Annotated in this window: 27 protein-coding genes; 15 read left to right on the forward strand and 12 right to left on the reverse strand. The window is 76.5% G+C overall.

The annotated features are described in order from the left end of the window. Nucleotides 1–143 precede the first annotated feature (143 nt). Complete coding sequence (locus tag F1544_RS08135) at nucleotides 144–1,127, forward strand: alpha/beta hydrolase (protein ID WP_167584057.1); 984 nt, start codon at nucleotides 144–146, stop codon at nucleotides 1,125–1,127. A gap of 39 nt (nucleotides 1,128–1,166) precedes the next feature. On the opposite strand, the gene F1544_RS08140 is transcribed toward F1544_RS08135, so the two are convergent. After that, nucleotides 1,167–2,063: a glycosyltransferase family 2 protein gene (locus F1544_RS08140; protein ID WP_167584059.1), complete on the reverse strand. Its 897-nt coding sequence runs from the start codon at nucleotides 2,061–2,063 to the stop codon at nucleotides 1,167–1,169. Nucleotides 2,064–2,117: 54 nt separating this feature from the next. Here F1544_RS08140 and F1544_RS08145 point away from each other — a divergent pair, with 54 nt between their 5' ends. Both F1544_RS08145 and F1544_RS08150 read left to right on the forward strand, forming a co-directional pair. Then, nucleotides 2,118–3,113, forward strand: coding sequence for a serine hydrolase domain-containing protein (locus F1544_RS08145; RefSeq protein WP_167584061.1), 996 nt, complete (start codon nucleotides 2,118–2,120; stop codon nucleotides 3,111–3,113). A gap of 50 nt (nucleotides 3,114–3,163) precedes the next feature. Then, nucleotides 3,164–3,325 carry a hypothetical protein gene (locus tag F1544_RS08150; RefSeq protein WP_167584062.1) on the forward strand — a complete coding sequence of 54 codons (162 nt, stop codon included), beginning with the start codon at nucleotides 3,164–3,166 and terminating at the stop codon, nucleotides 3,323–3,325. 18 nt (nucleotides 3,326–3,343) lie between these two features. On the opposite strand, the gene F1544_RS08155 is transcribed toward F1544_RS08150, so the two are convergent. After that, on the reverse strand, nucleotides 3,344–3,844 hold the full coding sequence (locus F1544_RS08155) for a hypothetical protein (RefSeq protein WP_167584128.1): 501 nt from the start codon (nucleotides 3,842–3,844) through the stop codon (nucleotides 3,344–3,346). A gap of 122 nt (nucleotides 3,845–3,966) precedes the next feature. Between F1544_RS08155 and F1544_RS08160 the strand changes: the two genes are divergently transcribed. From F1544_RS08160 to F1544_RS08175, 4 genes are all read left to right on the forward strand, one after another. Continuing rightward, nucleotides 3,967–4,956, forward strand: coding sequence for a bile acid:sodium symporter family protein (locus F1544_RS08160; RefSeq protein ID WP_167584064.1), 990 nt, complete (start codon nucleotides 3,967–3,969; stop codon nucleotides 4,954–4,956). A gap of 88 nt (nucleotides 4,957–5,044) precedes the next feature. Next, nucleotides 5,045–6,523, forward strand: a complete 1,479-nt coding sequence (locus F1544_RS08165) for an NCS2 family permease (RefSeq protein ID WP_167584066.1) — start codon at nucleotides 5,045–5,047, stop codon at nucleotides 6,521–6,523. A 191-nt stretch (nucleotides 6,524–6,714) separates the two neighbouring features. Then, complete coding sequence (locus tag F1544_RS08170) at nucleotides 6,715–7,275, forward strand: hypothetical protein (RefSeq protein ID WP_167584068.1); 561 nt, start codon at nucleotides 6,715–6,717, stop codon at nucleotides 7,273–7,275. 9 nt (nucleotides 7,276–7,284) lie between these two features. After that, nucleotides 7,285–8,520, forward strand: coding sequence for a VWA domain-containing protein (locus F1544_RS08175; protein ID WP_167584070.1), 1,236 nt, complete (start codon nucleotides 7,285–7,287; stop codon nucleotides 8,518–8,520). Between the two features lie 50 nt (nucleotides 8,521–8,570). Here F1544_RS08175 and F1544_RS08180 read toward each other — a convergent pair whose 3' ends face one another. After that, nucleotides 8,571–9,422 carry an NAD(P)H-binding protein gene (locus F1544_RS08180; RefSeq protein WP_167584071.1) on the reverse strand — a complete coding sequence of 284 codons (852 nt, stop codon included), beginning with the start codon at nucleotides 9,420–9,422 and terminating at the stop codon, nucleotides 8,571–8,573. Between the two features lie 172 nt (nucleotides 9,423–9,594). Between F1544_RS08180 and F1544_RS08185 the strand changes: the two genes are divergently transcribed. Together F1544_RS08185 and F1544_RS26240 are read left to right on the forward strand one after the other, a co-directional pair. After that, a complete protein-coding gene (locus tag F1544_RS08185; RefSeq protein WP_167584073.1) occupies nucleotides 9,595–10,617 on the forward strand; it encodes a molybdopterin-dependent oxidoreductase in 1,023 nt (340 codons plus the stop codon). A 167-nt stretch (nucleotides 10,618–10,784) separates the two neighbouring features. Then, nucleotides 10,785–11,483 (forward strand): PAS domain-containing protein, encoded by a 699-nt coding sequence (locus F1544_RS26240; protein WP_167584075.1) that lies wholly within the window; start codon nucleotides 10,785–10,787, stop codon nucleotides 11,481–11,483. Nucleotides 11,484–11,499: 16 nt separating this feature from the next. On the opposite strand, the gene F1544_RS08195 is transcribed toward F1544_RS26240, so the two are convergent. Genes F1544_RS08195 through F1544_RS08215 form a run of 5 tightly spaced genes read right to left on the reverse strand, consistent with a single transcriptional unit; the run spans nucleotide 11,500 to nucleotide 15,487 of the window. Then, entirely contained in the window at nucleotides 11,500–12,453 is a 954-nt protein-coding gene (locus F1544_RS08195; protein WP_167584077.1) for a nucleoside hydrolase, read from the reverse strand. 35 nt (nucleotides 12,454–12,488) lie between these two features. After that, a complete protein-coding gene (locus F1544_RS08200) occupies nucleotides 12,489–13,187 on the reverse strand; it encodes an HpcH/HpaI aldolase family protein (protein ID WP_167584079.1) in 699 nt (232 codons plus the stop codon). Nucleotides 13,188–13,216: 29 nt separating this feature from the next. Beyond that, nucleotides 13,217–14,005: a nitroreductase family protein gene (locus F1544_RS08205; protein WP_167584081.1), complete on the reverse strand. Its 789-nt coding sequence runs from the start codon at nucleotides 14,003–14,005 to the stop codon at nucleotides 13,217–13,219. 2 nt (nucleotides 14,006–14,007) lie between these two features. After that, nucleotides 14,008–14,337 (reverse strand): hypothetical protein, encoded by a 330-nt coding sequence (locus tag F1544_RS08210; RefSeq protein ID WP_167584083.1) that lies wholly within the window; start codon nucleotides 14,335–14,337, stop codon nucleotides 14,008–14,010. A gap of 58 nt (nucleotides 14,338–14,395) precedes the next feature. Further along, entirely contained in the window at nucleotides 14,396–15,487 is a 1,092-nt protein-coding gene (locus tag F1544_RS08215) for an oxygenase MpaB family protein (RefSeq protein ID WP_167584085.1), read from the reverse strand. Between the two features lie 245 nt (nucleotides 15,488–15,732). Here F1544_RS08215 and F1544_RS08220 point away from each other — a divergent pair, with 245 nt between their 5' ends. Both F1544_RS08220 and F1544_RS08225 read left to right on the forward strand, forming a co-directional pair. Next, nucleotides 15,733–16,722 carry a P1 family peptidase gene (locus F1544_RS08220; protein WP_167584087.1) on the forward strand — a complete coding sequence of 330 codons (990 nt, stop codon included), beginning with the start codon at nucleotides 15,733–15,735 and terminating at the stop codon, nucleotides 16,720–16,722. After that, nucleotides 16,719–18,137 carry an amidase gene (locus F1544_RS08225; RefSeq protein ID WP_167584089.1) on the forward strand — a complete coding sequence of 473 codons (1,419 nt, stop codon included), beginning with the start codon at nucleotides 16,719–16,721 and terminating at the stop codon, nucleotides 18,135–18,137. The genes F1544_RS08220 and F1544_RS08225 overlap by 4 nt, the downstream gene beginning before the upstream one ends. A gap of 105 nt (nucleotides 18,138–18,242) precedes the next feature. Here the strand turns inward: F1544_RS08225 and F1544_RS08230 are convergent, their stop codons facing one another. Together F1544_RS08230 and F1544_RS08235 are read right to left on the reverse strand one after the other, a co-directional pair. Further along, the gene (locus F1544_RS08230) at nucleotides 18,243–19,370 is read right to left on the reverse strand and encodes a TerC family protein (RefSeq protein ID WP_167584091.1); all 1,128 of its coding nucleotides are present in this window, start codon (nucleotides 19,368–19,370) and stop codon (nucleotides 18,243–18,245) included. A 132-nt stretch (nucleotides 19,371–19,502) separates the two neighbouring features. Further along, nucleotides 19,503–20,702, reverse strand: coding sequence for a PucR family transcriptional regulator (locus F1544_RS08235; RefSeq protein ID WP_167584093.1), 1,200 nt, complete (start codon nucleotides 20,700–20,702; stop codon nucleotides 19,503–19,505). Nucleotides 20,703–20,978: 276 nt separating this feature from the next. Here F1544_RS08235 and F1544_RS23420 point away from each other — a divergent pair, with 276 nt between their 5' ends. The 4 genes from F1544_RS23420 (at nucleotide 20,979) to F1544_RS08255 (ending at nucleotide 25,077) form a co-directional block, all read left to right on the forward strand. Beyond that, entirely contained in the window at nucleotides 20,979–22,271 is a 1,293-nt protein-coding gene (locus F1544_RS23420; RefSeq protein ID WP_208971488.1) for a D-alanyl-D-alanine carboxypeptidase family protein, read from the forward strand. Between the two features lie 72 nt (nucleotides 22,272–22,343). Continuing rightward, entirely contained in the window at nucleotides 22,344–23,153 is an 810-nt protein-coding gene (locus F1544_RS08245) for a glycerophosphodiester phosphodiesterase family protein (protein WP_308469951.1), read from the forward strand. Next, nucleotides 23,150–24,553: an MFS transporter gene (locus F1544_RS08250; RefSeq protein WP_308469952.1), complete on the forward strand. Its 1,404-nt coding sequence runs from the start codon at nucleotides 23,150–23,152 to the stop codon at nucleotides 24,551–24,553. Before F1544_RS08245 ends, F1544_RS08250 begins: the two co-directional genes overlap by 4 nt. 179 nt (nucleotides 24,554–24,732) lie before the next feature. After that, nucleotides 24,733–25,077, forward strand: a complete 345-nt coding sequence (locus F1544_RS08255) for an RNA polymerase-binding protein RbpA (protein WP_167584095.1) — start codon at nucleotides 24,733–24,735, stop codon at nucleotides 25,075–25,077. An 83-nt stretch (nucleotides 25,078–25,160) separates the two neighbouring features. On the opposite strand, the gene F1544_RS08260 is transcribed toward F1544_RS08255, so the two are convergent. Both F1544_RS08260 and lnt read right to left on the reverse strand, forming a co-directional pair. Then, complete coding sequence (locus tag F1544_RS08260; protein WP_167584097.1) at nucleotides 25,161–25,718, reverse strand: FxsA family protein; 558 nt, start codon at nucleotides 25,716–25,718, stop codon at nucleotides 25,161–25,163. Nucleotides 25,719–25,755: 37 nt separating this feature from the next. Continuing rightward, the coding region (lnt, locus tag F1544_RS08265) for an apolipoprotein N-acyltransferase (protein ID WP_167584099.1) at nucleotides 25,756–26,833 on the reverse strand (1,078 nt) is incomplete at its 5' end.

Genomic DNA, 26,833 nt, shown 5'->3' on the forward strand with positions numbered 1-26,833 from the left:
AGGGGCAACCGTACGAGGTTCCGCGCGCAGCGGCCCGGCGGCCGGTGGCGCGGCCGGTGCCGCCCTACGCTGCGGGGGGCGGTCCCGCCGGGCGGCCGCACCCGCACCCGCCCCGCACCGTCCCGGCCGAGGAGCACCGCACGATGACCCACGACGACGCCATCGACCCCGGCCTGCGACGCCTGGCCCCGCTGCTGCGCCGGTTCACGCCCCGCACCCCCGAGGGCTACCGGCGGCACGTGCGCCTCGTGAACGCGCTCACCTCGCGCCGCCGCACCCCCGGGTCCACGTCGCGCCGCGTGCGCGGGGACGTCGAGGAGACGCAGCGCTGGACCACCCGCCCGGACGGGACCCCGCTGCGCCTGCTCGTCCTGCGCCCGGCGGTGCCCCGCACCGGGGTCACCGGACTGCTCTGGCTGCACGGCGGCGGCTACGCCATCGGCACCCCCGAGCAGAACCGCGGCCTCGCCCGGCGCCTGGTCGCCGCCACCGACTGCGTCGTCGTCCTGCCCGACTACCGCCTCTCCCCCGAGGCGCCGTACCCCGCGGCCCTCGACGACTGCTACACCGCGCTGCTCTGGCTGCGGGACAACGCCTCCGAGCTCGGCGTGGCCGACGACCAGCTGGCCGTCGGCGGCGAGAGCGCCGGCGGCGGCCTGACCCTGGCGCTGACCCTGCTCGCCCGCGACCGCGGGGAGGTGGCCGTGGCGTTCCAGCTGCCGCTGTACCCGATGGTCGACGACCGGCTGACGGGCTCGTCGCGGGACAACGACGCCCCGGTCTGGAACACGGTGATGAGCGTCGGGGCCTGGGACCTGTACCTCGGGGACCTGCGCGGCGGGGCGGTGCCGGCCTACGCGGCGCCCGCGCGGGCGGAGGACCTGCGGGGGCTGCCGCCCGTGCTGACGTTCGTGGGCGACGTCGAGCCGTTCCACGACGAGGTCGTCGACCTCGTCCGCCGGCTCGAGGAGGCCGGCGTGCCCGTCGTCCACCGGGTCGTCCCCGGGGCCTTCCACGGGTTCGACCTCGTCGCGCCCGGCGCCGACGTCAGCCGGCGGGCCCGGGCCTTCCTGCTCGACGGGTTCCGCCACTCCACCGCCACCTACCGGGCGCCGCAACCGGGCTGACCGACCGGGCCGCCCTCCCGGAGTGAGCCGGGCGCAAGCTCACGCCGGCAGCGGCCGGTGCGCGCGGTGCCAGGACGCCTGCAGCTCCGGCGCGACGACGCGCCGGCGCCGCAGCGCGGGCGGGAGCCGCCGCGCGAGGGCCGCCACCTCGCGCGCCAGGTGCCGGTCGCGGGCCGCCCCGGCCACGAGGGAGGCGGTGCTGCGCAGGGCGACGGGCAGCGGCAGGCGGAGCCAGTCGACCAGGACGCCGTTGCGCTCCTGCACGGCCCAGCGCGCGGGACCCACCTCGCCGGCCGGGCCGTGCAGGGCCTCGACGTCGTCGAGGTAGCACTGCTCCCAGCCCGCGGCGGCCAGGTCGAGGGACAGGAGCTCCTCCTCGCCGCCGAAGAAGATCAGCTCGTCGAAGCCGCCGACCTCCAGGAACGCCGACCGGCGCACGACGCTCGCGCAGGCCGCGAACCCGAGCACGGGTGGGCCGGGGAGGTCGGCGCGGCGCCCGAGCGGGGCCGCGGCCATCTTGACCGAGGCGTGGTCGGTCTCCCCCGACGGCACGAGCGTCGCGCGGGCCGCGACCAGCCCCAGCCGCGGCCGGGCCGCGAACGCGGCGACGGCCCGGGGCAGCGCCTCCGGTGCCCACCACGAGTCGTCGTCGGAGAAGGCGACGCAGCCCGTCCGGGCCCGGCGCACGCCCTCGTTGCGCGCCAGCGCTCCCCGGTTCCGCGGCAGCCGCACGACCTCCAGGCGCCCGCTGCCCCCGAACTCCCGCTCGGCCATGTCGGGGCTGCCGTCCGCCGAGCCGTTGTCGACGAGCACGACGGCCGGCTCCCCCGGCAGGGCGAGGAGGTGGGAGAGCGTGCGGCGCAGCGACTCCCGGCGGTCCATGGTGGCGACGACGATCGTGACGTCGAGGGTGTCAGAGCCCGGCACGCCGTCCATCGTTCCCGGAGCCGCCCGCCCGCGCCCGTCGGGCGGCTGCGGCAGGATCCTCGCGTGGCTCCTCCTCCGGCCGACCCGAGGGCACCCGACGCGGGTGGACCCGACCTCGCCCCGCTCGACGGCGTGCCGTGCACCGCGGTGGCCGGGGTGAGCGTCGCCGGCCGGCGCCGGACCGCGGCCCGCGGCCCGGTCGACGGGACGTCGGTGTTCCGCGTGGCGTCGCTGACCAAGCCGGTGACGGCCGCCGCGACCGTGCGGGCCCTCGACCGCGCCGGGGTGGGGCTGGACACCCCCGTCCTCGACCTCCTGCCCGGGCTGGCCCCCGACTGGCGCGCGGACCGCGGGATCACCGTGGCGCACCTGCTCAGCCAGACCTCGGGCCTCGCCGCCCGCGTCGGCGCCGCGGACGTGGCCGCCCTCGGCGACGGACCCGAGGTCCCCCTCGAGGCCGCCCGCCTCGTGGCCCGGGCGGGCAGCGCCTGCCCGCCCGGGCGGCGGTGGGAGTACGACAACGGCAACTACTTCCTGGCCGGCGCCGTGCTCGGAGCGCTTCGGGGCAGCACCTTCGAGCAGGCCGTGCGCGACCTGGTGCTCGGTCCCGCCGGTGCCGCCGGCGCGGGCTTCGAGGCCCCGGCGGACCTCGTCCCCGGCCGCGACGCCGGGCACCAGCTCCCCCCGCTGCCCTACCCGCGGGGCCGGCGGCCCAGCGGCGGCCTCTGCGCGGGCGTCGACGACCTCCTCGCCGTCGGCGAGGACCTGCTGGCCGACGCGGCCCTGCTCGCCCGCACCTCCGCACCGCGGACCACCCCGGACGACGTCGTGGCCTACGGGCTCGGCTGGGCCGTCGGCCCGTCCGGGCAGCTCTACCTCAACGGCCGCCTCCCCGGGTACCGGGCCGCGCTGGTGCTGCTGCCGCGCCACGCGGTGGTGGGGGTCGTCCTGACGTCCGAGACGCAGGCGCTGCCGGCCGCCGCCGAGGTGCTGAGCCGCCTGCAGCAGCAGTTCACCGGCGACGAGATCGGCCCGCTCGTCGACGCCTTCGCCGCCTGAGGACGCGGAGGAGCGGACACGGGGGCACCCGGGGCAGCAGGGTGGACGCCATGAGCACCCACGACGTCTCCGCCGCCAAGAGCTACGCCGAGCAGGCGTCCGCCAACGCCGAGAAGCTGAAGGCGGGGACGTGGGAGTCGGTGCAGGCGCTGGCGGTGACGTCGATCGCCCACAGCCTCGCGGCGCTCGCCGACCGTCCTCCGCACCCCTGAGGGGCGCCGCCGCCGGCCTCAGTGGCTGGTGGTCCCCCGCCGCGACTCCAGCGCCGGGGGCACGAGCCGCTCGACGACGACACCCGTGGCGACCGCCGCCACCGCGGCGTGCACGGCCTCCACGACGCCCTCGCCGGTGCGCCAGGTGCGCGGCGGCGCCCCCGCACCCGTGGCGTTCTCCAGCGTCTGGTCGACGATGATCCGGGTCAGCGTCTGCGCGACGTGACCGCGCACGCGGACGAGACCGCTGACGCGCCAGACCCCGCGCAGCGCGCCCAGGGCCACGCTCGTGCCGACCTGCATGGCGGCGGTCGCGAGCACCGGCCTCTCGTCGTCGCCCGGTGACCTGCCCAGCAGGAGCAGCAGGGTGCGCCCGGGGACGAAGGAGGCCGGACGGCCCGTCACCGACCGCTCGACCGCCTGGCCCGCCGCCATCACCGCGGCCCCGGCCAGCCCGCCGACGGCGCCGCGGCCCGCGGCGCGCGCGAGGACGGCCCGTCGTCCACCCGTGGTGTCCATCACGGGCGCCACCCTCCCCCGGCGGCCCCCGGCCCGCCACCCGCTGGGTGATCGGGGTGGTGGCCGGGTGGCGACGGGCGCCGACTGGAACCGGGCCCGCCGCCGTGGCAGCCTCGTCGCCCGTGAACGGGATCCAGGCAGTCAGCGCGTTCGTCGGCCGGTGGTTCGCGGTCATCGTCCTGGCCGCGGGCGCCGCGGCCCTGACCTTCCCGCCCGCCTTCGACGGCTGGTCCCCCGCCGTCCCCTGGCTGCTCAGCGTGATCATGCTCGGGATGGGGATGACGCTGCGCCCCGCCGACTTCACGATCATCGGCCGCCGGCCGTGGGCCCTGCTCCTCGGCGTCGCGGCCCAGTACACGATCATGCCCCTGCTGGGGTTCGGCATCGCCCACCTGCTCGGGTTCGGTGCGGTCCTGACCGCCGGGATGATCCTCGTGGGCGCGGCGCCCGGCGGGACGGCGTCGAACGTCATAGTGTTCCTGGCCCGCGGCGACACGGCCCTCTCCGTGGCGATGACCTCGGTCTCCACCCTGCTCGCGCCGTTCCTCACCCCGCTGCTGGTGCTCGCGCTGGTCGGGGAGTCGCTGCCGGTCAGCGGCTGGGCGCTGTTCACCTCGATCCTGCAGATCGTCCTGGTCCCCGTCGTGGTCGGGCTGCTCCTGCGGCTGCTCCTGCCGCGCGTGGTCGAGCGCTGCCTGGGGGTCCTGCCGCTGGTCTCCGTGCTCGGCATCACCGCGGTCGTGCTGGCGGTCGTCGCGGGCAGCGCGGACACGCTGCTGGACGTCGGGCTCCTGGTCGTCCTCGCCGTCGTCCTGCACAACGTCTGCGGTCTGCTGCTGGGCTACTCGGTGGGCCGCGCCGCCCGCATGCCGGTCGCCAGCCGGCGGGCCATCAGCATCGAGGTCGGGATGCAGAACTCCGGGCTCGCGGCCGCGCTCGCGACGGTCTACTTCGCCCCGGCCGCGGCCCTGCCCGCCGCGATCTTCTCCGTGTGGCACAACGTCTCGGGGTCGGTCCTCGCCAGCGTCTGGTCGCGGCGTCCCGCGCGGGACGGCAGCGGCACCGTCGACGTCGCCGCGGCGGAGGCGACGCGGAGCCCCTCCGCACGCTGACACCGGTGCCCCCGGGCGTCTGGCAGGATCCTCGCGGCCCCGCCGTCGCGGCCGACGTCCCCCGCACGCCGACGCACGAGGTGCACGCATGGCCACCCAGACCGGAACGCTGCGCCCCCCGGGCGCCCTCGACCGCTTCTTCTCGATCACCGAACGCGGCTCGACCGTCGGGCGGGAGGTCCGCGGCGGTCTCGCCACGTTCTTCACGATGGCCTACATCGTGGTCCTCAACCCGCTGATCATCGGCACTCAGCAGGACGGGACGGGGAGGTTCCTCGGCGGCGGCAGCGCGCCCGACCTCGCGGCCGTCGCCGCGGCGACCGCGCTGGTCGCCGGCGTCATGACGATCCTCATGGGGGTCGTCGCGAACTACCCGCTGGCGCTCGCGACGGGCCTGGGGCTGAACGCCTTCGTCGCGTTCAGCGTCGCCGCGCTGCCCGGGATGACCTGGGCGGACGCGATGGGCCTCGTCGTCCTCGAGGGCCTGATCATCCTGGTGCTCGTCCTCACCGGGTTCCGGCAGGCGGTGTTCCAGGCCGTCCCCGCGCAGCTCAAGACGGCGATCAGCGTCGGGATCGGCCTGTTCATCACCATCGTCGGCCTGGTCGACGCCGGCTTCGTCCGCGCGGGCAGCGGCACCCCGCTGGAGCTCGGCATCGGCGGGTTCCTCGCGGGCTGGCCGTCGCTGGTGTTCGTCGTCGGCCTGCTCCTCATCGTGGCGCTCATGGCCCGCGGCGTGCGCGGGGCGATCCTCGGCGGCATCGTCGTGGCCACCGTCCTGGCCGTCGTCGTCGAGGCGGTCGCCCACCTCGGGCCGCGCCTGGGCGCCGACGGTCAGGTGCGCGACGCGCGGGCGTGGGGCCTGAACGTGCCGGCCCTGCCGGACACCTGGCTCGCGAAGCCCGACTTCTCGCTGCTCGGCCAGTTCGACCTGCTGGGGTCCTTCAGCCGCATCGGCGTCGTCAGCGTCGTGCTCCTCGTCTTCACGCTCCTGCTGGCCGACTTCTTCGACACGATGGGGACGATGGTCGCCATCGGCAAGGAGGGCGACCTCCTCGACGCGCAGGGCAACCCGCCGCGGATGAAGCGCATCCTCGTCGTCGACTCCGTCGCCGCGGCCGCGGGCGGCGCCGGCGGGGTGTCCAGCAACACGAGCTACATCGAGTCGGCGACGGGCGTCGGCGAAGGGGCCCGGACCGGGCTGGCGAGCGTGGTCACCGGCATCGCGTTCCTGCTGGCGACGTTCCTGGCCCCGATCGTCTCGATCGTCCCCTACGAGGCGGCGACCCCCGCCCTCGTCGTGGTCGGGTTCCTCATGATGACCCAGGTCCGGGGCATCGACTGGGACGACTTCGAGATCGCCCTGCCGGCCTTCCTCACGATCGTGCTCATGCCGTTCACCTACTCGATCAGCGCGGGCATCGGGGCCGGGTTCGTCGCCTACGTCGTGGTGAAGGTGGTGCGCGGCAAGGCCCGCCAGGTGCACCCGATCCTGTGGGGCACCGCCGCGCTGTTCGTCGTCTACTTCGCCATCGACCCGGTCCGCGAGCTCCTCGGCGTGGGGTGACGAACCATCCGTCACCGTGCGTGACGATGTGACTGCGTGGTCGCGGAGCGTGCGGCGAAGGGGGTGAATCGTCACCCGTTGCGGGGCCGCCTCGGGGCGATCGCCTGCGCGGGAGGGTCTCGGGCCTCCACCGTCGGGAGCACCCCCGCAGGAGCGTCCTCGGTGGCGCTGCCCCAGACAGAGGTGACCCCGTGGTCCTGCTCCACCCCCCGCTGCCGACCCGCCGCCGTCCCCGGGTCCAGCGCCCCGCCGCTCCCGCGGCCCCCGCACCGGTCCGGGTCCCCCGCACCGAGCACCCGGCCCGGCCGCAGGGCCTGCGCGAGCGCGGCTGGGCGCAGCTGTCGCGTGGGCTCGACCGGGTTCCCGCGGGGTTCTGGCGCGTGACGGCGCTGTACCTGGCGGGCCGGTACCTCGTGCTGCTGGCCGCCGCGGCCGTCGTCGTGCTCGACCCCCGCGACGCCGCCGCGGAGCTCGCGCGCTGGCGCGGGGTCGGCGAGGTCGCCCTCCTGCTCGGCGGGCGCCCCGAGGTGGGCACCGCGCTGCTCGGCGGGCTCCTCGGCTGGGTGCTCGTGCTGCTGGTGCGCGCGCACCTCCTGCGCACCGGCGGGGCGCCCCTCGCCCACCGGGCTCCGGTGCTGCTGGCGCTCTCCGCCCTCACCGCCGTGGCCTGCACCAGCCTGCCGGCCCTGCTGGTCCCGGCCGGCGTCCTCGCCGCGGCCCTGCTGCTGCGGCGCCGGGCCGCGGTGCGGTAGACCGGAGCCGTGCCCCTCCTCCCCGACGGCAGCAACGCCCCGCTCACCGGCGACACCGTCGCGGTGCAGGTCACGGGCGACGTGGACCTCACCGCCCTGGTCGTCAGCGCCGACGGCAAGGTGGCCGGCGACGCCGACATGGTGTTCTTCAACCAGCCGGCCGCCCCCGGGCTCCGCCTGGACGGGCGGCGGCTGCGCCTCGACCTCACCGCGCTGCGGCCCGGCGCCGACCGGGTCGTGCTCGTCGCCAGCCCCCAGCGCGAGGGCGCGAGCTTCGCCGGGCTCCCCGTGACCCTCACCCTCGAGCACGCCGGGCCCGCGCTGGAGGTCACGCCGGGCCGGCTGCGCGAGGAGACGGTCGCCGTCCTCGCCGAGGTCTACCGGCGCGGCGAGGCGTGGAAGGTCCGCGCCGTCGGCCAGGGCTACGCCGACGGCCTCGCCGGCCTCGCGGGCGACTTCGGGGTCGACGTGGACGACGACGGCGGACCGCCCGCTCCGGCGCCCACCCCCGCGCCCGCGATCTCCTCCACCAAGGGCGAGGAGCGGCTGCCGCCGGAGATGCGCAGCGCCCTGAACCTGCGCAAGCAGCAGGTCGCCCTCGTGCTGACCAAGCACCGGGCGACGGGACTGCGCTGCCGCGTCGTCCTGGTGCTGGACGTGTCCGGCAGCACCGGCAGCCTCTACCGCAAGGGCGTCTTCGCCCGCGCCGTGGAGCGCGTCGCCCCCGTCGCCGCCCAGGTCGACGACGGTGCCGAGATGCAGGCCTGGGCCATGGGCGCCGAGGCGCGCCGCCTCGACGACATCACCATCGCGACGCTGCCGGACTGGATCGAGGAGTACGCCCGCAAGCGGTTCACGGGCGCGGGCGGCTGGAACAACGAGGCCGCCACGATCGAGGACGTCGCCCGCTGGGTCCGGGAGAACCCGCTCGACGTCCCGACGCTGGTGCTGTTCTTCCACGACGGCGGCGTGACCGACAACAAGGGCACCGAGCGGGCCGTGCGGGCCGTGGCGGGCGAGCCGGTCTTCTGGCAGTTCATCGGCCTGGGCCGCAGCAACTACGGGATCCTGCAGAAGCTCGACACGCTCACCGGGCGCCCGCACGACAACACGGGGTTCTTCGCCCTCGACGACATCGACGAGGTCCCCGACGCCGAGCTGTACGAGCGCCTGCTCGCGGAGTTCCCCGCCTGGATGCGCGACTACTACCCCGCGACCCACCCGGCGCTGCGCGCGCTCGGCTGACGTCGGCGCCCGCGCCGGGCCCGTCCGGGCCCGGCGCGAGCGCTCGCAGGTCAGACCCGGACGGCCAGGGCCGCGCGCACGGCCTCCGCGACCGTCGTCGCGGGGCGGCCCAGCAGGGCCTCGAGGTCGTGCGGGTCGACGAGCAGGTCGCCCTGCCCCGCCCCGCGGTCGGCGTCCGCCAGCGACGCGGCCAGGGGCGCCGGCAGGCCCACGCCGACGAGGAACGTCTCGTACTCCGCCGGCGTGGAGTCGGTGTAGCGCACGTCCGCGCCGGACTGGCGGGAGATCTCCGCCGCCAGCTCCGTCATCGTCACGCCGACGCCGCCCAGCTCGTGGACGCGGCCCTCCTGACCGTTGGAGCTGACCGCGACGGCGGCGGCCTCGGCGTAGTCCGCGCGGGTCGCGAGGCTGAAGCGCCCCTCGCCCGAGGCGCCGCGCAGCCCGTGCTCGACGGCGCCCGCGAGGTCGTAGTTCTCGACGTACCAGCCGTTGCGCAGCAGGACGTGCGGCAGCCCGGAGGCGGCCAGGGCGCGCTCGGTGGCGACGTGCTCGGCGGCGAGGCCCAGGCTGGACGTGTCGGCCCGGACGATGCTCGTGTAGGCCACGAGCCCGACGCCCTCCGCGGCGGCCGCGGCGACGACGGCCTCGTGCTGCGGGACGCGGCGGCCGACCTCGCTGCCGGAGACGAACAGGAGGCGGTCGGCGCCCGCGAAGGCGGCGCGCAGGGAGGCGGGGTCGTCGTAGGAGGCCGGCCGGACGGTCACGCCGCGCTCGGCGAGGTCGGCCAGGGAGCCCGTCGCCCGCCCCGTCGCCACGACGTCCTGCGGTGCGGTGCCCCGGCGCAGGAGCGCCTCGACGGCCAGCCGGCCGAACTTCCCGGTGGCCCCGGTGACGACGATCATGAGTTCTCCTCCGCTGGGTGCGCAGCGACCGGACGGTCGCTCCTGCTGGATCAACGACCGCGTCGGGTGAGCACTTCCCGCCGGGTAGCAGGTACTTGAAAGTGCGGTACGCACCTCACGGAAAGCGTCGTTGGACGGCCGGTCTCCGCCGCCCGGGAGCGACACTGTCCGGGTGGACGCGCACCGCACGGCCCGCCCGCGGTTCACGGCGCGCGGCACCAACCTGGCGCTGCTCGCCGCCCTGCTGCTGGCCTACCTCAGCGGCGCGGCGTCCGAGGCCGTCGGGGCGCCCGGCGGCTGGTGGGTGACGTCCGCGCACGGGGCCGCCGCCCTGCTCGTCGTCGCCGTGCTGCCCGCCAAGCGCCGGGTCGTCGTCCGCGGCCTGCGCCGCGCCCGCGCGACCCGCGGTCTCTCCCTCGTCCTGGCCGGCCTCCTGGTGGCGACGCTCCTCACGGGGCTCGCCTCGGTGACGGGGCTCGTGCGGACGGTCGCGAGCCTCGGCATCCTCTGGCTGCACGTCGCCGCCGCCCTCGTCGCCGTCCCGCTGCTGGTGTGGCACGCGCTCGCGCGGCCCGCGCGGCTGCGCCGCACGGACCTCTCGCGCCGCACCGCCCTGCGCGCCGGCGCCCTCGGCGCGGTGTCCGTCGCCGGGCTCGGCGGCTCCGAGCTGCTCGTCGCCGGTCTCGGCCTCCCCGGCGCCACCCGCCGCTTCACCGGGTCCGTCGAGGTGCCCACCCCCACCCCGACCAGCTGGCTCGACGACCGCGCCCCGGCCGTCGACGGCGCGACGTGGCGCCTGCGCGTCGTGGACGCCGAGGGCACGCGCCGCCTCTCCCTGGCCGAGCTCGCCGGCCTCGCCACGACGCGGCGCGCGACCCTGGACTGCACCTCGGGCTGGTACAGCGAGCAGGAGTGGACCGGCGTCAGCCTCGCGACGCTGCTGCCCGACGTCGGCACCGCGCGCAGCCTGCTGGTGCACTCCGCCACCGGCTACTCGGTGCGGCTGCCGGTCACCGACCTCGGCGGGCTGCTGCTGGCCACCTCGGTCGCCGGCGAACCGCTGGGGGCGCTGCACGGCTACCCGGCGCGCCTCGTCGCGCCCGGGCGGCGCGGGTTCTGGTGGGTGAAGTGGGTCGACCGCCTGGAGCTCAGCGCCACGCCCGCCTGGTGGCGCTCCCCGTTCCCGCTGACGTGAGGACGGACTGAGGCCGAGGCGACCTGACGGGTCGTGGTGAGCGATCCGGGCCTGACAGGGGAAGATCGCGCAGGCCGTTCGTGTGGCGCGCCACGCCGCAGCCCCACCACGGCCCGCGGACTCACTACTGTGGTCGCACTCACCACGGTGGTGACAGAGGAGGCGTCGTGATCCCCCACCCCCCGTCGCTCCCCGAGTCCGGCCCCGGCAGCGGGAACCACCCCGAGGCCCGCGTGCGCGGCGCCGCCGAGCTGCTGCAGACCCTCTGGGGCGAAGAGCTGCCCCCCTCGCCCGAGCCCTGGCGCACGGCCCTGCTCGACGCGCTCGCCGCCGACGACGCGGCCGGAACGAGCCGGGGCGTGGTCGTGCAGGGCGACGGCCTCACGCTCACCGCCCTCTCGGCCCTGGTCCGGGCCGCGGGCCGCGAGGCCCCGGCGCTGCCGCCCGCCCTGCTGCAGCGGGCGCGCGACGTGCCGAGCGTCCACGTCGTCCCGACCACGGCCACGACGACGGAGGCGGACGGCACGCCCTGCGAGAGCCTGGGCCTGTGGGAGTTCGACTTCGCCACGGGCACCGTCATGTTCGACGAGGCCTGCGGCCGGCTGCTCGGCGAGGGGCCCGTCGCCGTCGGGGACCGGCCGCTCACCGCGGCCCTGACGACGTCGATCCACCCCGACGACCAGGAGCGGGTCGGCGTCGCGATGGCCGCCGCGGCCGCGTCCCGGGAGTACGAGGTCGTCTTCCGCACGCGGCAGCCGGACGGGTCCTGGCTGAGCCTGCGCAGCCGCGGCAGCGTCGTCGGGCCCGGGCCCGCCCGGCTGCTGGGCGTCCTCGTGCGCGACACGGCCTGCCTCACCGCGGTCTGAGCGACGGCGGCCCGGCTCAGAGCGTGAGCAGGCGCTCCAGGAGGACGTCGCCGAAGTCCTCCTCGATGGCGAGGACCACGCGCGAGCCACCGCGCCGCTCCTCCGCGAAGTCCGTGTAGAGCGCGCGGAGGTCGGCGATGGTCTGCCCGCGGCCGGGCCCGTCGGTGGCGTCCACCACGACCGGCACGCGGGGTGCGGAGGTCAGGGTCACCCCGCCCACGGCGACCGCCACGGCCAGCGGGTCGTGCAGGGCGGCGGAGGGCCGCCCGAAGATGGGCGCGTAGAACGCGAAGTAGTACTCGAGCATGCGGGCCAGCGCGGTGCCGGCCGGGGTCCCGGCGGCCAGCAGGGCCTCGCGGTGCCGCTCCTCGAAGCGGTGCTGCATGGTGACGTCGAGACCGACCATGGTCACGTCCCACGCCGCGGCGAACACCTCGGCGGCCGCCTCCGGGTCGTTGGCGACGTTGGCCTCCGCGACCGGGCTGACGTTGCCGGGCGCCATGGCCGTCCCGCCCATGACGGTGACGTCGCGGACCAGGCGCGGCAGGTCGGGTTCCAGCCGCAGGGCCAGCGCGAGGTTCGTGAACGGCCCGATGGCCAGGACGCGCAGCCGCCCCTCGTGCTCGCGGGCCAGCCGCACGAGCATCTCCGCGGCCGACTCCTCGCGCAGCGGCGTGGGCGAGGCCGCCAGCTCCACCTCGCCGATGCCGTTGCGGCCGTGCACGTGCGGCGCGCCGCCGTCGAAGGCGTGGCTCAGGAAGTCGTGCGCGCCGACGGCGACGGGGACGTCGGGCCGCCCGAGGAGGTTCAGGAGGTCGCTCGTGTTGCGGGCCCCGCCCGCGGCGGCCAGGTTCCCGCTCACGGCCCCCACGCCGACGAGGTCCACACCCGGCGAGGCGACGAGGTAGGCGATGGCCAGCGAGTCGTCGATGCCCGTGTCGCAGTCCAGGAAGTACGGCGTGGTCTCCATGCCGCGATCCTGCCGCACCCCGTCGACCGCGGTGCTCAGGCCCCCGCGCGCACCGCGGTCACGACCGACGCGGCCCCCAGCGACAGCGACGCGACGTCCGTCGTCACGACGACCGAGGTGAAACCCAGGGCGAGCAGGGCCGCGCTGCGCTCGGCCGTCGCCCCGAACGCCGCCGCCCGCACACCCGCGCGCTCGCAGGCCGCCACGATCCGGCGCAGCGGCGCGTCCCCGCTCTCATCGCCCACGAGGTCGTCGACGTCGCGGCCCAGGCTGAGGGAGAGGTCGAAGGGGCCGACGAACACCTCGTCGACGCCCGGCACCGCGGCGATCTCGTCGACGGCCGCCAGGGCCGCCGCCGTCTCGACCATGACCGACACGCGGACGGCGGCGTTGGCCTGCGCGGCGTCCGGGACGGAGTTGCCGTACGCCCCGCCCAGCGGGCCCCAGCTGCGCCCGCCCAGCGGCGGGTAGCGGCACGCGGCGACCGCGGCCCGCGCCTGCCCGGCGTCGTCCACCATCGGCACGATCACCCCCGCGGCGCCGGCGTCCAGGGCGCGCCCGATCCACGCGGCGTCGTTGGCCGGGGGCCGCACCACGACGGGGACCCGGGCGTCGCGCCGGCTGCAGACCTCGCGCACCGAGGCGTCGTCGTGCTCGCCGTGCTGGGCGTCGAGGCAGACCCAGTCGACGCCGGAACCGGCCACGAGGGCGACGGCGGCGGGTGAGGCCAGCATCGACCACCCTCCGAGAAGAACGCGGTCCATCAGTCCCACCCCTCCTGAGGTTGCTCGCACGTCTCGCGGAACACGAACTGCGACAGCCGCTTGCGCTGGTGGCTGGACCAGTCGATCGCCGGCCGCCGCTGTTCCGGGGGCAGGTGGCCGAGCCGGTAGACGGCCATCAGCTCGAGGTCGTCGGGGACCTTCAGCAGCGCCTCGATGCGCGCCCAGGCCCCGGGGACCTCCATGGGGAACGACACGAACTGGATGCCCAGCCCCAGTTCCGCGGTGGTGAGCCAGAGGTTCTCCATGGCCGCACCCATGCTGAACAGCGAGTAGAACGACGACAGCTCGCCCGGGCGGTACTCGCCGCGGTCGAGCAGGACCCCCAGCAGCAGCGGGGAACCCGCGACGAGCCTGCGGTTCTCCTCCCCCAGCGTCTGCGGCACCCGCAGCGTGTTGATGAGCCGCTGCCCGCGCCGCGTGAACACCTGGCGGGTGAAGGGCCGCAGCGGGGCCGGCAGCTTGTCGAACAGCATCCCGGAGCGGGTCTCCTCCATCTCCTGCTCGCTGAAGCGGAAGTACCGCTTGTAGCGCTCGAAGAACGTCCCGCCGGCCATGGCCTCGGTCATGCTCGCCCCGCTGATGGCGGCCACGGCGTCGATCGTCGTGCGGTCCTCCACGAGCACGAACCGCCACGGCTGGCTGTTCAGCTGCGAGGGGGCGCGACCGGCGACCTCCATGAGCAGCCGCTGGTGCACAGCGGAGACCGGGTCGGGCAGGAACGCGCCGTTGGTGGTGCGGCGCCGGCGGATCGCCTCGAGGAGCTCCACCCTCAGGACCGCACGGCGGCGAGCGTCGCGACGTAGGCGGGGGCGGCGGTCAGGGCGAGCAGGACGTGGCCCCGCGTGCGGGCGGAGACGTGCGGGATCGCCGCGAGCGGGACGGCGGCCGGCAGAAGCCGCAGCAGGGCCCGGTCGCGGGTGCGCAGCAGCGCCGCCGCCGCACCGAGCGACAGCGTGACCGTGGCGACGTAGACGGCGTGGTGCACCCAGCGCGCGCGGGACGTGTCGAGCCGGCCCGTCGCGACCGCGATGCCCAGGGCGCAGTTGGCGGTGTAGCTCGCCGAGGCGGCGGTGACGAGGGCCTTGACCACGGGCGTCATTCCACCACGCGGCCCGCGGCCCCCGCGGTCGGCCCGGACGGCGGCGTCCGCGCGGGCGTCAGGACGCCGCGGCGCTCTCGAAGGGGGCGACGGTGCCGGCCGCGCCGAGGCCGAAGTCGCGCGCGATGGCGATGTTCGCCTCCACCGCCCGCTGCCACGCGCGCGGGCGGCGGCGCAGCACCCGGCGGTGGGCCCGGACGGCCGCGACGGCCGCGGGCACGGCCGCCTGCAGCGCTCCCGTCGGCGGGACGCCCAGCGCGTCGGAGAGCTCCCGGCCGTGCACGCGCCGCGCCACCGCGGTGACGAGCACGCGGGCCAGGGGCGCGGTCAGCACGCTGATGGAGGGCAGCTCCGCGGAGATCGTCGACAGGGCCGCGGCCGTGAGCCGGCGCGAGGCGTCCGACGGGGGCCCGAAGACGTCGTCGGTGCGCTGCAGCAGGCGCCGGGCCGACGCGGCGTCGGTGACGTCGCCGATCAGCCGGGCGTCGACCCCCATGAGCCGCCCGACGGGCTGCCAGTAGCGGTAGACCGAGTGCTGCTCCTCAGCCGTGAGGTCGAAGCCGATGGCGGCGTCGGCGCGCATCGCGACGTAGGTGAAGTCCAGCCAGGTGCGGGCCAGCTCGAGCTGGTTGACCGGCACGTGCTCCGAGGACGGGTCCCGGCGCGCGGCCCCCCGCCGCACGAGCGCGTGCACCAGCCGGATGCCGACGGTCGCGACGTAGCCGGGCTGCCCGGGCCGCAGCCACCCCGGGACCATGACCTGGCTGACCCAGCGCGCGGTCTCCCGCAGCCGGGGGATGACCTGCTCCGTGAGCTGCCCCGTGCCGAGGAGCACCTCGGCGCTGCGGGGTGGGCGGTAGGAGTCGATGAGCGCACCCGCGCCGAGGTCGAACGCGTGCCCGGACAGGGAGATGGTGAAGAAGGGCAGCGAGTCGCGGTCGAGGACGGCGTCGTCGACGCTGCGCACGGCCGCCTCGGACGCCTCCAGCAGGGCCAGCAGCCCCGCGGAGGCCCCGCGCAGCGTCGCGGCCCCGTGCCGCAGGCCCGCGTCGAGCTCGGCGCGGGTCGCGGGACGGCCGGCGACCTCCTCGGCGACGACGTCGGCCAGCGGGTCGGCGGCGCGCAGGCTCTCGCCGATCAGTCGCTCCACGGGCCCCCGCTCGTCCTCGCCGACGATCGCGGACACGCGTCCGGCCGGGACCGGCCACGTCGGCCGGCGGCCACGACGTCCCTGCTGTGTACCCGCAGGCGCCGGTCACCGCAAGGCCGGTCGCCCCACGACCGCCTGCTGTGGGACCGCCTGCTGTGGGACCGACTGCTGTGGGACCGGCCGGCGCGGGACCGGGTGGGGCAGGATGCCGCAGGACCAGCTCGGCGCGCGGAGGGGGACCGGGGATGACGTCGCAGTCGGGGGCGATCACCGACGTGCCGGGGATCCGCGTCGGGCAGGTCACGCGCCGCGGCGAGGGGTGGCTGACCGGAGTCACGGTCGTCGTGCCGCCGCCCGGCACCGTGGGGGGCGTCGACGTGCGCGGCGGCGGCCCGGGGACGCACGAGACGGACGCGCTGGACCCGCGCACCCTGGTCCCGACCGTCGACGCCGTCGTCCTCACCGGGGGCAGCGCCTACGGCCTGGTCACCGCCCACGGGGTCCAGCGCTGGTGCGCCGAGCACGGCCGCGGCTTCCGCGTCGGCCCCGGCGAGCTCGACGTCGTGCCGATCGTCCCCGCGGCGGCCGTCTTCGACCTCGGCCGCGGCGGCCGGTTCTCGAACCACCCCGGCGAGGAGCTCGGCTACGAGGCCGCGGTGGCCGCGGCCTCGCCCGCCGGGACGAACGTGCAGCGCGGGGTCGTCGGGGCGGGCACGGGTGCCCTCGTCGGGCGCCGGTTCAAGGGCGGGGTCGGCACGGCGTCGGTCGCCCTGGACGGCGCCGAGGCGGGCGTCGTCGTGGCCGCCCTGGCCGTCGTCAACGCCGCCGGCCTCCCCCTGCCGCCGGGCCCGGCATCCGCCCCCGCCGACGGCGACCGACCGGCGCTGAACACGACGCTCGTGGTCGTGGCCACGAACGCCGACCTGGACCCCGCCGAGGCGTCGCGGACGGCGACGACCGCGCACGACGGGCTGGCCCGCGCGCTCGACCCGGTGCACACGCTGAGCGACGGCGACACGGTGTTCACCCTGGCCACGGGCGAGCGGGCCCTCCCGGCCGAGCGGAGCGCCCGGGTCGCGGGCCTCGTGCGGGTGCAGGCCGCGGCCGCCGAGGTCGCCCGGCGGGCCGTCCTCGACGGGGTCCTGTCCGCCGAGACGGTCGTGGCCGCGGGCGTCGAGTACCCGCGCTGGCCCGGAGGTGCCGCGGCGCAGGAGGACCCGGGGACGACGGTGTGACGGGCACCGACCTGGCCGACCTGGGCGCGGACGACCTCGTCCGCGGCTACGGCGCGGGCGCCTTCACCCCCACCGACGTCGTCGAGCGGGTCGTCGAGCGGATCGCGGAGCAGCAGCCGCGGCTGAACTGCTTCAGCGACGTCCTCGCGGACTCCGCCCGCGCCGAGGCCGCGGCCAGCACGGCCCGCTGGGCGGCCGGGACGCCGCGGCCCTCCCCCGCCGGGACGGTCGACGGGGTGCCCGCCACGGTCAAGGAGAACGTCGCCGTCGCGGGCGTGCCCCGCCGCGGCGGTTGCGCCGCCTACGCCGATGCGCCCGCCGAGACCGCCGACGGGCCCGCCACGGCCCGGATGCGCGAGGCGGGCGCGGTGCTCGTCGGCGTCACGGTGATGCCCGACCTGGGGATGCTGTCGTCCGGGGTGTCCAGCCTGCACGGCACGACCCGCAGCCCCTGGGACCTGCGCTGGTCCGTCGGCGGCTCCAGCTCCGGCGCGGCGGCCGCGGCCGCCGCCGGGCTCGGCGTCCTGCACGTGGGCTCCGACATCGGCGGGTCGCTGCGCCTGCCCGCGTCCTGGACGGCGACGGCCACGCTCAAGCCCACGGCCGGGCGGGTGCCGGTCGACCCGCCCTACCCGGGCCGGGTCGCGGGGCCGCTGGCCCGCTCGGTGCGCGACGTGGTGCGCCACCTCGGCGTCCTCGCCCAGCCCGACGCCCGCGACGTCACGCGCCTGGTGGACCCCTGGGCCGGGCCGGTGCCCGCGCCCACCGGGCCGCGCGCCCTCGCGGGCCTGCGCGTCGGGCTGCACACCGACGCGGGCGCGGGGACGCCCACGGACCCCGAGGTGGCCGCGGTCGTGCGCGCCGCGGCCGACACCTTCGCGGCCGCGGGCGCCGAGGTCGTCGAGCTCGCCCCCTTCCTCACGCCGGACCTGCTGGCCGCGCTCGACCGGTTCCTGCGCGTGCGCTCCTGGACGGACCTCGTGGCCCTGCCGGAGCACCGGCGCGCGCTGGTGCTGCCCTTCGTGCGGGAGTGGGCGCAGGGCGGCGCGGACGTCGGCGGCACCGAGGTGATCCGCTGCTTCGCCGAGGTCCAGCGGCTGCGCACCGTCGCCGTGCACGCCACCGCACCCTTCGACGTGGTCCTCTCCCCCGCGGCGCCGGTGGCCACCTTCCCCGCGGAGTGGCCGATGCCCTCGCGCGACCCGGCGACGGCCCTGCACCACTGCGGGTTCACCGCGCCGTACAACTCCTCGGAGCAGCCCGCGGCGGCGCTGAACGCGGGGTGGACCGCGGACGGGCGTCCGGTGGGGCTGCAGATCGCCGGCGCCCGCTCCGCGGATGCGGCGGTGCTGCGGGCCGCGCTGTGGTTCGAGGACGCGCGGGGGTCCGGGGCCACGCCCCGCTGGCCGCGCTGAGGAGAGAGGGGCGGGACGACGAACGCCGGTGCCCCGGGTGGGGCACCGGCGTCCGGTGTCAGCGGTTCCGATCCGTGTCAGCGGACCCGTGTCAGCGCTCCCGGGTCAGCGGGGACCGTCCGGTGTCGAGCTGACCGAGGGGCGCTCGTCCTCGGCGTCCTTCACGAGCGACGGCGAACCCGTCGTCGTGTCCGGACCCGTGCCGGTGGAACCGGTCGTGCCGGAACCGGTCGTGCTGGAACCGGTCGTGGTCGAACCGGTCTCGTCCGCGGTGACCTCCGCGTGGTCGGAGCCCTCCGCGGCCGGGGCGGGCTTGCGGAGGCTGAACACGATCGCCCAGGTGAGGGCGAGGACGATGACGATGAGGCTGATCCAGCTGGGGATGTGCGGGATGGACTCGCTGATGACCTCGTGGCCGGCCTGCATGAACAGCTTGATCCCGATGAAGGCCAGGATGAACGCCAGCGCCTTGGACAGCAGGTGGAAGCGCTCGAGCAGACCGGAGAGCAGGAAGTACAGGGCCCGCAGGCCGAGGATCGCGAAGGCGTTGCTGGAGTAGACGATGAACGGCTCGGAGGTCACGGCGAGGACGGCGGGGACGCTGTCGACGGCGAACACCAGGTCGGCCGCCTCGATCGCCACGACGACGGCGAGCAGCGGGGTGCCGACGCGCTTGCCGGCCTGCTTCAGGAAGAACTTCGTGCCGTGGTACTCGTCGGTGATCGGGATGACCTTGCGCAGCAGGCGGACCGCCAGCGACTTGCCCGGGTCGACCGACTCGTCGTCGTCCTTGAGCATCTTGTAGGCGGACCAGATGAGGATCGCGCCGAAGACGAACAGGACCGCGGTGAAGCGCTCGACGATCGCGACGCCGGCGCCGAGGAAGATGCCGCGGAACACCAGCGCGCCGAGGACACCGAAGAACAGGACGCGGTGCTGGAACTCCCGGGGGACGTTGAAGTACCCGAAGATCAGCGCGAAGACGAAGAGGTTGTCGACGGAGAGGCTCTTCTCCAGCAACCAGGCGGTCGTGTAGTCGACCCCGGCCTGCGTGCCGAGGGTGGCGAAGATGACCACGCCGAACGCGAGGGCGAGCCCGACCCACAGCGCGCTCCACTTGGCCGCTTCGCGGAAGCCGATGACGTGCGCGCCGCGGTGGGCGAGCAGGTCGATGGCCAGCATCACGACGATGATGGCGCCGAGCGCGAACCACGCCCAGAGGGGGACGTCCACGGGATCACTCCTGGAGGTCGGGACAGCACGGGCTTTCCGCCCCTCCATCGTCTCCCGCGGCGCAGTTCCGCGGGGGGTCCGCGGACGGAATCGTTGGCGAGGACTTCGTTGCCGGTCCCCGGCAACGAAGGGTCAGCCGGGCGGTTCGGTCGACCAGCCCAGGGCGCGGGCCGCGAGCACGGCGGCCTGCAGCCCGAAGCGGTCCTGGGCCCGGGTCGCGTCGACGCCGGTGAGCCGGCGCACGCGCGCGAGGCGGTAGGTGACGGCCCGCACCGACAGGTGCAGGCGGCGGGCCGTCTCCGTGGCGTTGCCGCCGGTGTCGAAGTACGTCTCGATCGTGGCCAGGTAGGGCTCGGCGCCGCCGCGCACGTCGCGCAGGGGTGCGAGCACCGACTCGACGAGGTCGCGGGCCGCCGCGCGGTCGCGCAGCAGCACCTCGAAGACGAGCAGGTCGGAGGCGTCGGCGACCGGGTCCTCCAGGCGCAGCCGGACGCCGAGGTCGAGGGCGCGCCGGGCCTCGTCGTAGGAGCTGACGACGGCGCCCGGGCCGCTGCCCCGGCGGCCGACCCCCGCGCGCCACCGTCCGCCGTCGGGGCGCCCGAGGGCCTCGCGGACCCGGGAGGACACCTCGGCGACCGCGTCGCGGTCGGGGGCCGCGAAGACGACCACCAGGGCTCCGTCCTTGGTCGCGACGAGGGCGTCGGCGTCCGCGGCGCTGCCCTGCAGCCGCCGCTCGACCGTCGTGACGGCGGGCGTGCCCTCCGCGAACGGCTCCGCGGCGCGCACCACCAGCACGGCGTGCGGGCCGGAGAGGTCGAGGGCGAAGCGCTGCGCCCTGCGCAGCAGGCCGGTCACGTCGGCGGTGCCGGCCAGCAGGTCGTCGACGAACTCGCGCCGGTCGGACTCCTCGCGGCGCACCAGCTGCCGCCGGGCCAGCTGGTAGCCCTCGGTGAGCGAGGCGACCGCGTCGTCGGTCGCGCGCAGCAGGACCTCCCCCGCGGTCACGACGGCCTGCGGGTCCTCGGCGGCGGCCTGCACGACGGGCAGCTGGCGCCACAGCCGCCAGGCGGCGGAGAGGTACAGGTCGAGCAGCGCCCGCAGGGCGACCCCGCCGGCGGCCGCGTCCTCCCCCACCCGCCGGTAGCCGCGGACCCGGCTCGCGGGCAGCCGGCGGCCTGCGGCGACGGCCCGCCAGACGGCGTCGAGGAAGTCGTCGAGCAGGGCCGCGTCGATGCCCCCGGCGTCGCGGGCGGCGGCGGCGGCCACGCGGTCGAGCACCTCGGGGGGCGGTTGCTGGCCCCCGGCAGTCTCGGGACGCTGCTGATCGCTCACGCCCCCAGCGTCGCAGCTGCACCGCCCGGGCCGCGGCGCGACCGCCGCGGCGAGCCGTCACGGCCCGCGCAGGTTGACCACGGAGCGTGTGAGCCTCGTCACGCTCGTTGTCCACACCTGCATGTCAGGGCCCCGGGTGCCGAGGAGGTGGACGGTAGTCTCGTCCGCAGTCGCCGACCTCGTCCCCCTCCCGGGGGACGGAGCGACGTGCGCACCCGAGCCGAAGCACCGCGCCGATCCGGGCGAGAGCCCCCGAACAGTGGACGTGCAACCGCCTTGCTGCTCTCCCCCCGCCTCCGCCACGCGGTCCTGCTGACCACCGCAGCCGTGGGCTCGGCATGCCTCACCCTCGGCGTCGGCGCGCACGTCCCCGCGGCCTCCGCCGCGACCGTCGCACCCGTCGCGCTGACGGCGGCCGTGCCGGCGGCGGTGCCGGTGGCCGTGCCGGTGGTGGACCCGCCCACCCCGGAGCAGGTCGAGCAGGCCCGGCAGGCCGCGGCCGCCGCGGCCGCCGCCGCGGTCCAGGCGCAGGCGCAGCTCACCGCCGCCCAGGCCCAGCTGGACGCGCTCGCGACGCAGGCCAACGCGGCGCTGGAGCGCTACCAGGTCGCCAAGGAGGGCAAGGAGGCCGCCGAGCGCGAGGAGGCCGCGCAGCGCCAGCGCCTCGCCCAGGCCGAGGTCGACCTCGCCCAGGGCAAGAAGGACCTGGGCCAGTGGGCGTCGCAGGCCTACCGCGGGGGCGGCACGCTGCAGGAGTACTCCGGCATGGTGACGATGCTGCAGGAGGGCGCCACCGACGACGCCGCCAGCGCGCTCGCCTCGGTCAAGCGCATCGGCGACGGCCGCAACAACGCCGTCGAGGAGTACGCGGCCGCGCAGCGCATCCAGGCCGACGCCACGACGCGGGCCGCCGCCGCGGCCGCGCAGGCCCGCGCCCACGCCGACGAGGCCGTCCTGGCCAAGGAGCAGTCCGACCGCCTCGTGGCGGAGCAGCGTGCGCAGGTCGCCGCCCTCGCCGTCCTGCAGGCCAGCGCGACGGGCACCGCGAGCTCCGAGCAGGAGCGCGCCACCAACCTCGCGACGGCCCGCGCCGCCGCCGACGCCATGGCTGCGGCCGCCACCGCGCAGGGGCTCATCGGGGCCGTGGGCGACTGCACCGGCGCCAGCACCACCGGCTACGGCAACGGCCTCATCCCGCGCAGCGCCCTGTGCCCGCTGTGGGGGGCCTCCTCCCACGTGCTGCGCGCCGACGCCGCCAACGCCTTCAACCAGCTCAGCCAGGCCTACGCCCAGGCGTTCGGGACGCCGCTGTCGGTGACCGACTCCTACCGCACCCTGGCCGGCCAGATCGACGTCGCGGCCCGCAAGCCCGGCCTCGCGGCCAAGGCGGGCACGAGCCGGCACGGCCTCGGCATCGCCGTGGACCTCGGCGGCGGCGTCCAGACCTTCGGCTCCCCCCAGTTCCTGTGGCTCAAGCGCAACGCGGCCCTCTTCGGCTGGCTGCACCCCGCCTGGGCCGAGGAGCGCGGCGGCAAGTTCGAGCCGTGGCACTGGGAGTACCAGGGCTGACCTCCCGGCGACGGGCGCGACGACGGCGACGCGAGCACCGAGGGAGTCCCTGAGCACGTGAGTCCAGAGCACGTGAGTCCTGAGCAGGAGGGCGGCGGCCGCCCCGCCGCGCGACACCCCTTCACCGACCACCCGGGGCCAGTGGCGATGGCCCACCGCGGGTTCTCCCGCGACGGCCTCGAGAACTCCCTGGCCGCCTTCGCCGCGGCCGTCGACCTCGGCTACCGCTACCTCGAGACCGACGCCCGCGCCACGGCCGACGGCACGCTCGTCGCCTTCCACGACGACCGCCTCGACCGGGTCACCGACGGGCGGGGCCTGCTCGCGCAGCTGCCGTGGTCGCAGGTCCGCCGCGCCCGCATCGGCGGCCGCGAGCCCGTCCCGCTGCTCGCCGACGTCCTGGACGCCTTCCCCGGCGTGCGGCTGAACGTCGACGTCAAGGACGAGGCCGCCGTCGCCCCCCTGGCGGAGCTGCTGCGCCGCACCGGCGCCACCGACCGCGTGCTCGTCACGGCCTTCTCCGACCGCCGCCGCCACGCCGCCCTCGCCGCGATCGGCGGACGTCCCGCCACCAGCGCGGGCACCGGCTCGCTCGCGACGGCGCTCGCCGGCGTCCGCCTCGGGTCGCCGGCGGTGGTGCGCCGCGCGCTCGCCGGCGTCGACGCCGTCCAGGTGCCCGTGCGCAGCGGGCGGATCCGCGTCGTCAGCTCCGCGATGGTCCGGGCCGTGCACGCGGCCGGCGCCCAGGTCCACGTCTGGACCGTCGACGACCCCGCGCAGATGCACGCCCTGCTCGACCTCGGCGTCGACGGCCTCATCACCGACCGCGCCGACCTGCTGCGCGACGTGCTGATCGCCCGCGGGCAGTGGGTGCCCGCGTGAGCGCCGCCCTGCCCGACGTCACCGACCCCGGCGTCCTGCGCCGGGCCCGGCGCAGCTGGTACTTCTACGACTGGGCCAACTCCGGCTACGTCACCACGACGGGCACCGTCCTGTTCGCCCCGTACCTGACCGTCGTGGCCCGCCGCGCCGCGTGCGCGGGCACCACCGGCGACTGCGACCGGACCCTGTCGGTGCTCGGCCTGCCGATCGCCCCCGGTTCCCTCGCCCTGTACGCCGTCACGCTGGCCACCCTGCTCTCGGCGCTCGTCCTGCCGCTGGTCGGCGCCCTGGCCGACCGCAGCCGCCACCGCCACCGCCTGCTGGGCGGCTTCGCGTGGACGGGCGCCGCCGCGGGCACCGCCATGGTCGGCATCGGCGGGGACCGCTGGTGGCTGGGCGTCCTCCTCGTGCTGGTGGCGACGGTCTGCCTGACGTCCTCGCTCGTGGTCTACGACGCCATGCTCTGCGACGTCTCCCCGCCGGCCGAGCGCGACCGCGCCTCGTCGCGCGGCTGGGCGCTTGGCTACCTCGGCGGCTTCCTGCTGCTCGCCGTCAACCTCCTCGTCGTCTCCTTCCCCGCGGCCCTCGGCCTCACCGAGGAGCAGGCCGTGCGCGTCTCGCTCGGCTCGGCCGGGCTGTGGTGGGCGGCGTTCACGCTGATCCCTGTCCTCGGGCTGCGGCACCTGCCCTCCCGGCCGCTCGGGGCCGCCGCCTCCCCCACCGGGCTGCGGGGCCGGGCGGCGCTCGCGGCACCGTTCCGGCAGCTGGCGGGCACCCTGCGCGGCGTGCGCCGCTACCCGCAGGTCGTGCGCTTCCTGCTGGCCTACCTCGTGTTCAACGACGGCATCCAGACGGTCGTCTACGCCGCCAGCGTCTACGGCCAGGAGGAGCTCGGGTTCTCCTCCTCGCAGCTCATCACGACGATCCTGCTCGTCCAGGCCGTCGCGTTCGGCGGGGCGCTCGTCTTCGGGGTCGCCGCGGGCCGCTTCGGCGCCCAGCGGACGGTGCTGGCGGGGCTGGGGCTCTGGGTGGTGGTCATCCTGCTGACCTTCGGCGTCCCCCGCGGCGCGTTCTCGCGGTGGCTGGTCCTCGCGGTCCTGATCGGCGTGGTGCTCGGCGGGACGCAGGCGCTGGCCCGCTCGATGTTCAGCCGGCTCGTCCCCGTCGGCGCGGAGGCGGAGTTCTTCAGCCTGTACCAGGCGGGGGAACGGGGGACGAGCTGGCTCGGCACGCTGGCCTTCGGCCTCGTCGCCCAGCTGACGGGGTCCTACCGCCCCGCGCTGGCCTTCCTGCTCGTCTTCTTCGTCGTCGGCGGTGTCCTGCTGACCCGGGTCGACGTCGCGGCCGGGGCCCGGCAGGCCGAGGGCGGGGACGCCGCGGCCCGCGCGGAGCAGGGCTGACACGGTTCGACACCACGCATCACCATGAGTAGCTTGGTGTGACCAGCTGCACACGACCTCCACACCCGGGCCGGTCTCCAGGTGGAACAGGGGCCCAGGTTGCCGCGTTGTCAACACCGAGTCCCTTCCCTCCCCCGTCAGTCGGGGAGCTTGGAGCGAGGGGAACCTGGGGAGGTCACATGAGCGAGCGAAACCTGCGGGGATCCCGGCTCGGGACGGCGAGTCTCGAGAGCGAGTCCGGCGTGGAGCCGGCGGAGCGCCAGCAGATCACGTACCACTGCCCCAACGGCCACACCGTGACCGTGCCGATGTCGATGGAGGCCGACGTCCCTCCGCTGTGGGAGTGCCGTTGCGGGGCCGAGGCCCTGCGCGCCGACACCGACCAGCCGGAGAAGAAGGTCGGCCGTCCGACGCGGACGCACTGGGACATGCTCCTGGAGCGCCGCACCGTCGCCGAGCTGGAAGTCCTGCTCGACGAGCGGCTCGCGCTGCTGCGCAACCGGACGGTCAAGCGCAGCGCCTGAGCACCACCCGCGCCTCGGCGCACCGGGCCGGTCCACCTCGCGGTGGGCCGGCCTTCGTCGTCCCGGCCCGCGGTCACGGCGGCTCAGAGCGGGCGGCCGCCGCCGAGCTGCCGCCGGTCGCCGTCCCCGTCGTCGAGGACCTCACCGTCCACGACGTCGCCGTAGGGGTCCCCGCGCACCACCGTGCCGGGCACCGTGGTGCCCCCGGCCCGCAGGACGGCCGACCGGACCCGGCGCTGCAGCCAGCGGGCTCCTGCCCGCCGCAGCAGGGTGCGGGTGGGCGGGAACAGGCACAGCAGGGCCACCACGTCGCTGAGCAGCCCCGGCAGGACGAGCAGGGCGCCGCCGGCCCCGGTGAGCAGCGCGTCGCCGACGCCCTCGCCGCTGCGCCGCTCGGCGGCGGAGCCGGGCTGGACGAGCCCCGTGCGCCGCAGCGCGTCCAGGGCCCGGCGGCCCGCGCGCCGCAGGACCGCGACTCCCGCGAGCGTCTCCACGGCGAGCAGGACGGCGACGCCCAGGGCCCCGACGAGGTCCGCGAGCTGCACCAGCAGCCACACCTCGACCACGAGCAGGAGCAGCACCAGGACGGAGACGACCGCGACCCAGCGGGAGCGCCGGCGCACCGGCAGCGGCGAGCTCACCGCTCCCCCTCCGTCACGACGACCTCGGCGACGCCGCTCACAGCGCCACCGGGCTCGCCGGAGCGGTGGGGGCGTCCGCCCCGGCCGGGCGCCCGGAGCCGCCACGGCGGCCCGTGCGCCCACCGCGCACCCCGGGGCGGGGCAGCAGGAGCAGGACGAACCCCAGGACGGTGAGCGCGACCTCGGGGGCCACGCCGATGCGGGTGGCGATCGTCTGCGTCGTGCGCAGCGGCAGGTCGGCCTCGAGGACCGCCTGGGTGAACAGCTGCGTCTCCTGGTGCGCCGCGCCGTCGGGCGTGATGATCGCGCTGACCCCGACGGTGGACACGTGCACGACGCTGCGGCCGGTCTCCACGGCCCGCAGGCGCGACATCGCGAGCTGCTGCACGGCCTCGTTCGACATCCCGAAGGTCGCGTTGTTCGTCTGCACCACGAGCAGCTGCGCCCCGGCCCGGACCGACTCGCGGACGACGCCGTCGAAGTTCACCTCGAAGCAGATGACGTCGCCGACGGGCACCCCGCCCATGTCCAGCAGCCCGACGCGGTCGCCGTGGACGAAGTCGCGCGAGACGAGGTCGACCTTGTCGGTGAACTGCCGGAAGAACGCCCGGTACGGCATGTACTCGCCGAAGGGGGCGGGGTGCTGCTTGACGTAGCGCTGGGTCTGGTCGATGCCCGTGCCGGGGGCCACCACGAGCCCCGCGTTGGAGAGGTAGCGGCCCGGCCCCTGCAGCACCGCGCCCACGAGGGTGGGGGCGCCGACCGCGTCGACGGCCCGGTCGATGACCGCCCGGGCGTCGGGGTTCAGGAAGGGGTCGATGTCGCTGGAGTTCTCCGGCCAGAACACCAGGTCGGGCTGCGGTGCCGTCCCGTCCTGCACGCGCTGCGCCAGCGCCAGCGTGGCGTTGGCGTGGTTGTCCAGGACGGCCCGGCGCTCGGAGTTGAAGTCCAGGCCCTCGCTCGGGGTGTTGCCCTGCACGGCCGCGATCCTCCTCGTGCCCGCCTCGGCGGCGGTCGGCCGCGGGACCAGGGCCCCGGCCGCGGTGACGGCGATGCCCAGCACGAGGCACACGGCCGCGGAGCGCGCGCGGCGCGCCGGGCGGGGCGCCGACGGC

This window comes from Kineococcus rubinsiae, assembly GCF_011839805.1.
Lineage (GTDB): Bacteria > Actinomycetota > Actinomycetes > Actinomycetales > Kineococcaceae > Kineococcus > Kineococcus rubinsiae.

Bases quoted from the DNA above. Each gene is read 5' to 3' on its own strand.
- F1544_RS08135 (WP_167584057.1), top strand. From the start codon at position 144: ATGACCCACGACGACGCCATCGACCCCGGCCTGCGACGCCTGGCCCCG.
- F1544_RS08140 (WP_167584059.1), bottom strand. From the start codon at position 2,063: ATGGACGGCGTGCCGGGCTCTGACACCCTCGACGTCACGATCGTCGTC.
- F1544_RS08150 (WP_167584062.1), top strand. From the start codon at position 3,164: ATGAGCACCCACGACGTCTCCGCCGCCAAGAGCTACGCCGAGCAGGCG.
- F1544_RS08155 (WP_167584128.1), bottom strand. From the start codon at position 3,844: ATGGACACCACGGGTGGACGACGGGCCGTCCTCGCGCGCGCCGCGGGC.
- F1544_RS08165 (WP_167584066.1), top strand. From the start codon at position 5,045: ATGGCCACCCAGACCGGAACGCTGCGCCCCCCGGGCGCCCTCGACCGC.
- F1544_RS08180 (WP_167584071.1), bottom strand. From the start codon at position 9,422: ATGATCGTCGTCACCGGGGCCACCGGGAAGTTCGGCCGGCTGGCCGTC.
- F1544_RS08195 (WP_167584077.1), bottom strand. From the start codon at position 12,453: ATGGAGACCACGCCGTACTTCCTGGACTGCGACACGGGCATCGACGAC.
- F1544_RS08200 (WP_167584079.1), bottom strand. From the start codon at position 13,187: ATGCTGGCCTCACCCGCCGCCGTCGCCCTCGTGGCCGGTTCCGGCGTC.
- F1544_RS08210 (WP_167584083.1), bottom strand. From the start codon at position 14,337: ATGACGCCCGTGGTCAAGGCCCTCGTCACCGCCGCCTCGGCGAGCTAC.
- F1544_RS08220 (WP_167584087.1), top strand. From the start codon at position 15,733: ATGACGTCGCAGTCGGGGGCGATCACCGACGTGCCGGGGATCCGCGTC.
- F1544_RS08255 (WP_167584095.1), top strand. From the start codon at position 24,733: ATGAGCGAGCGAAACCTGCGGGGATCCCGGCTCGGGACGGCGAGTCTC.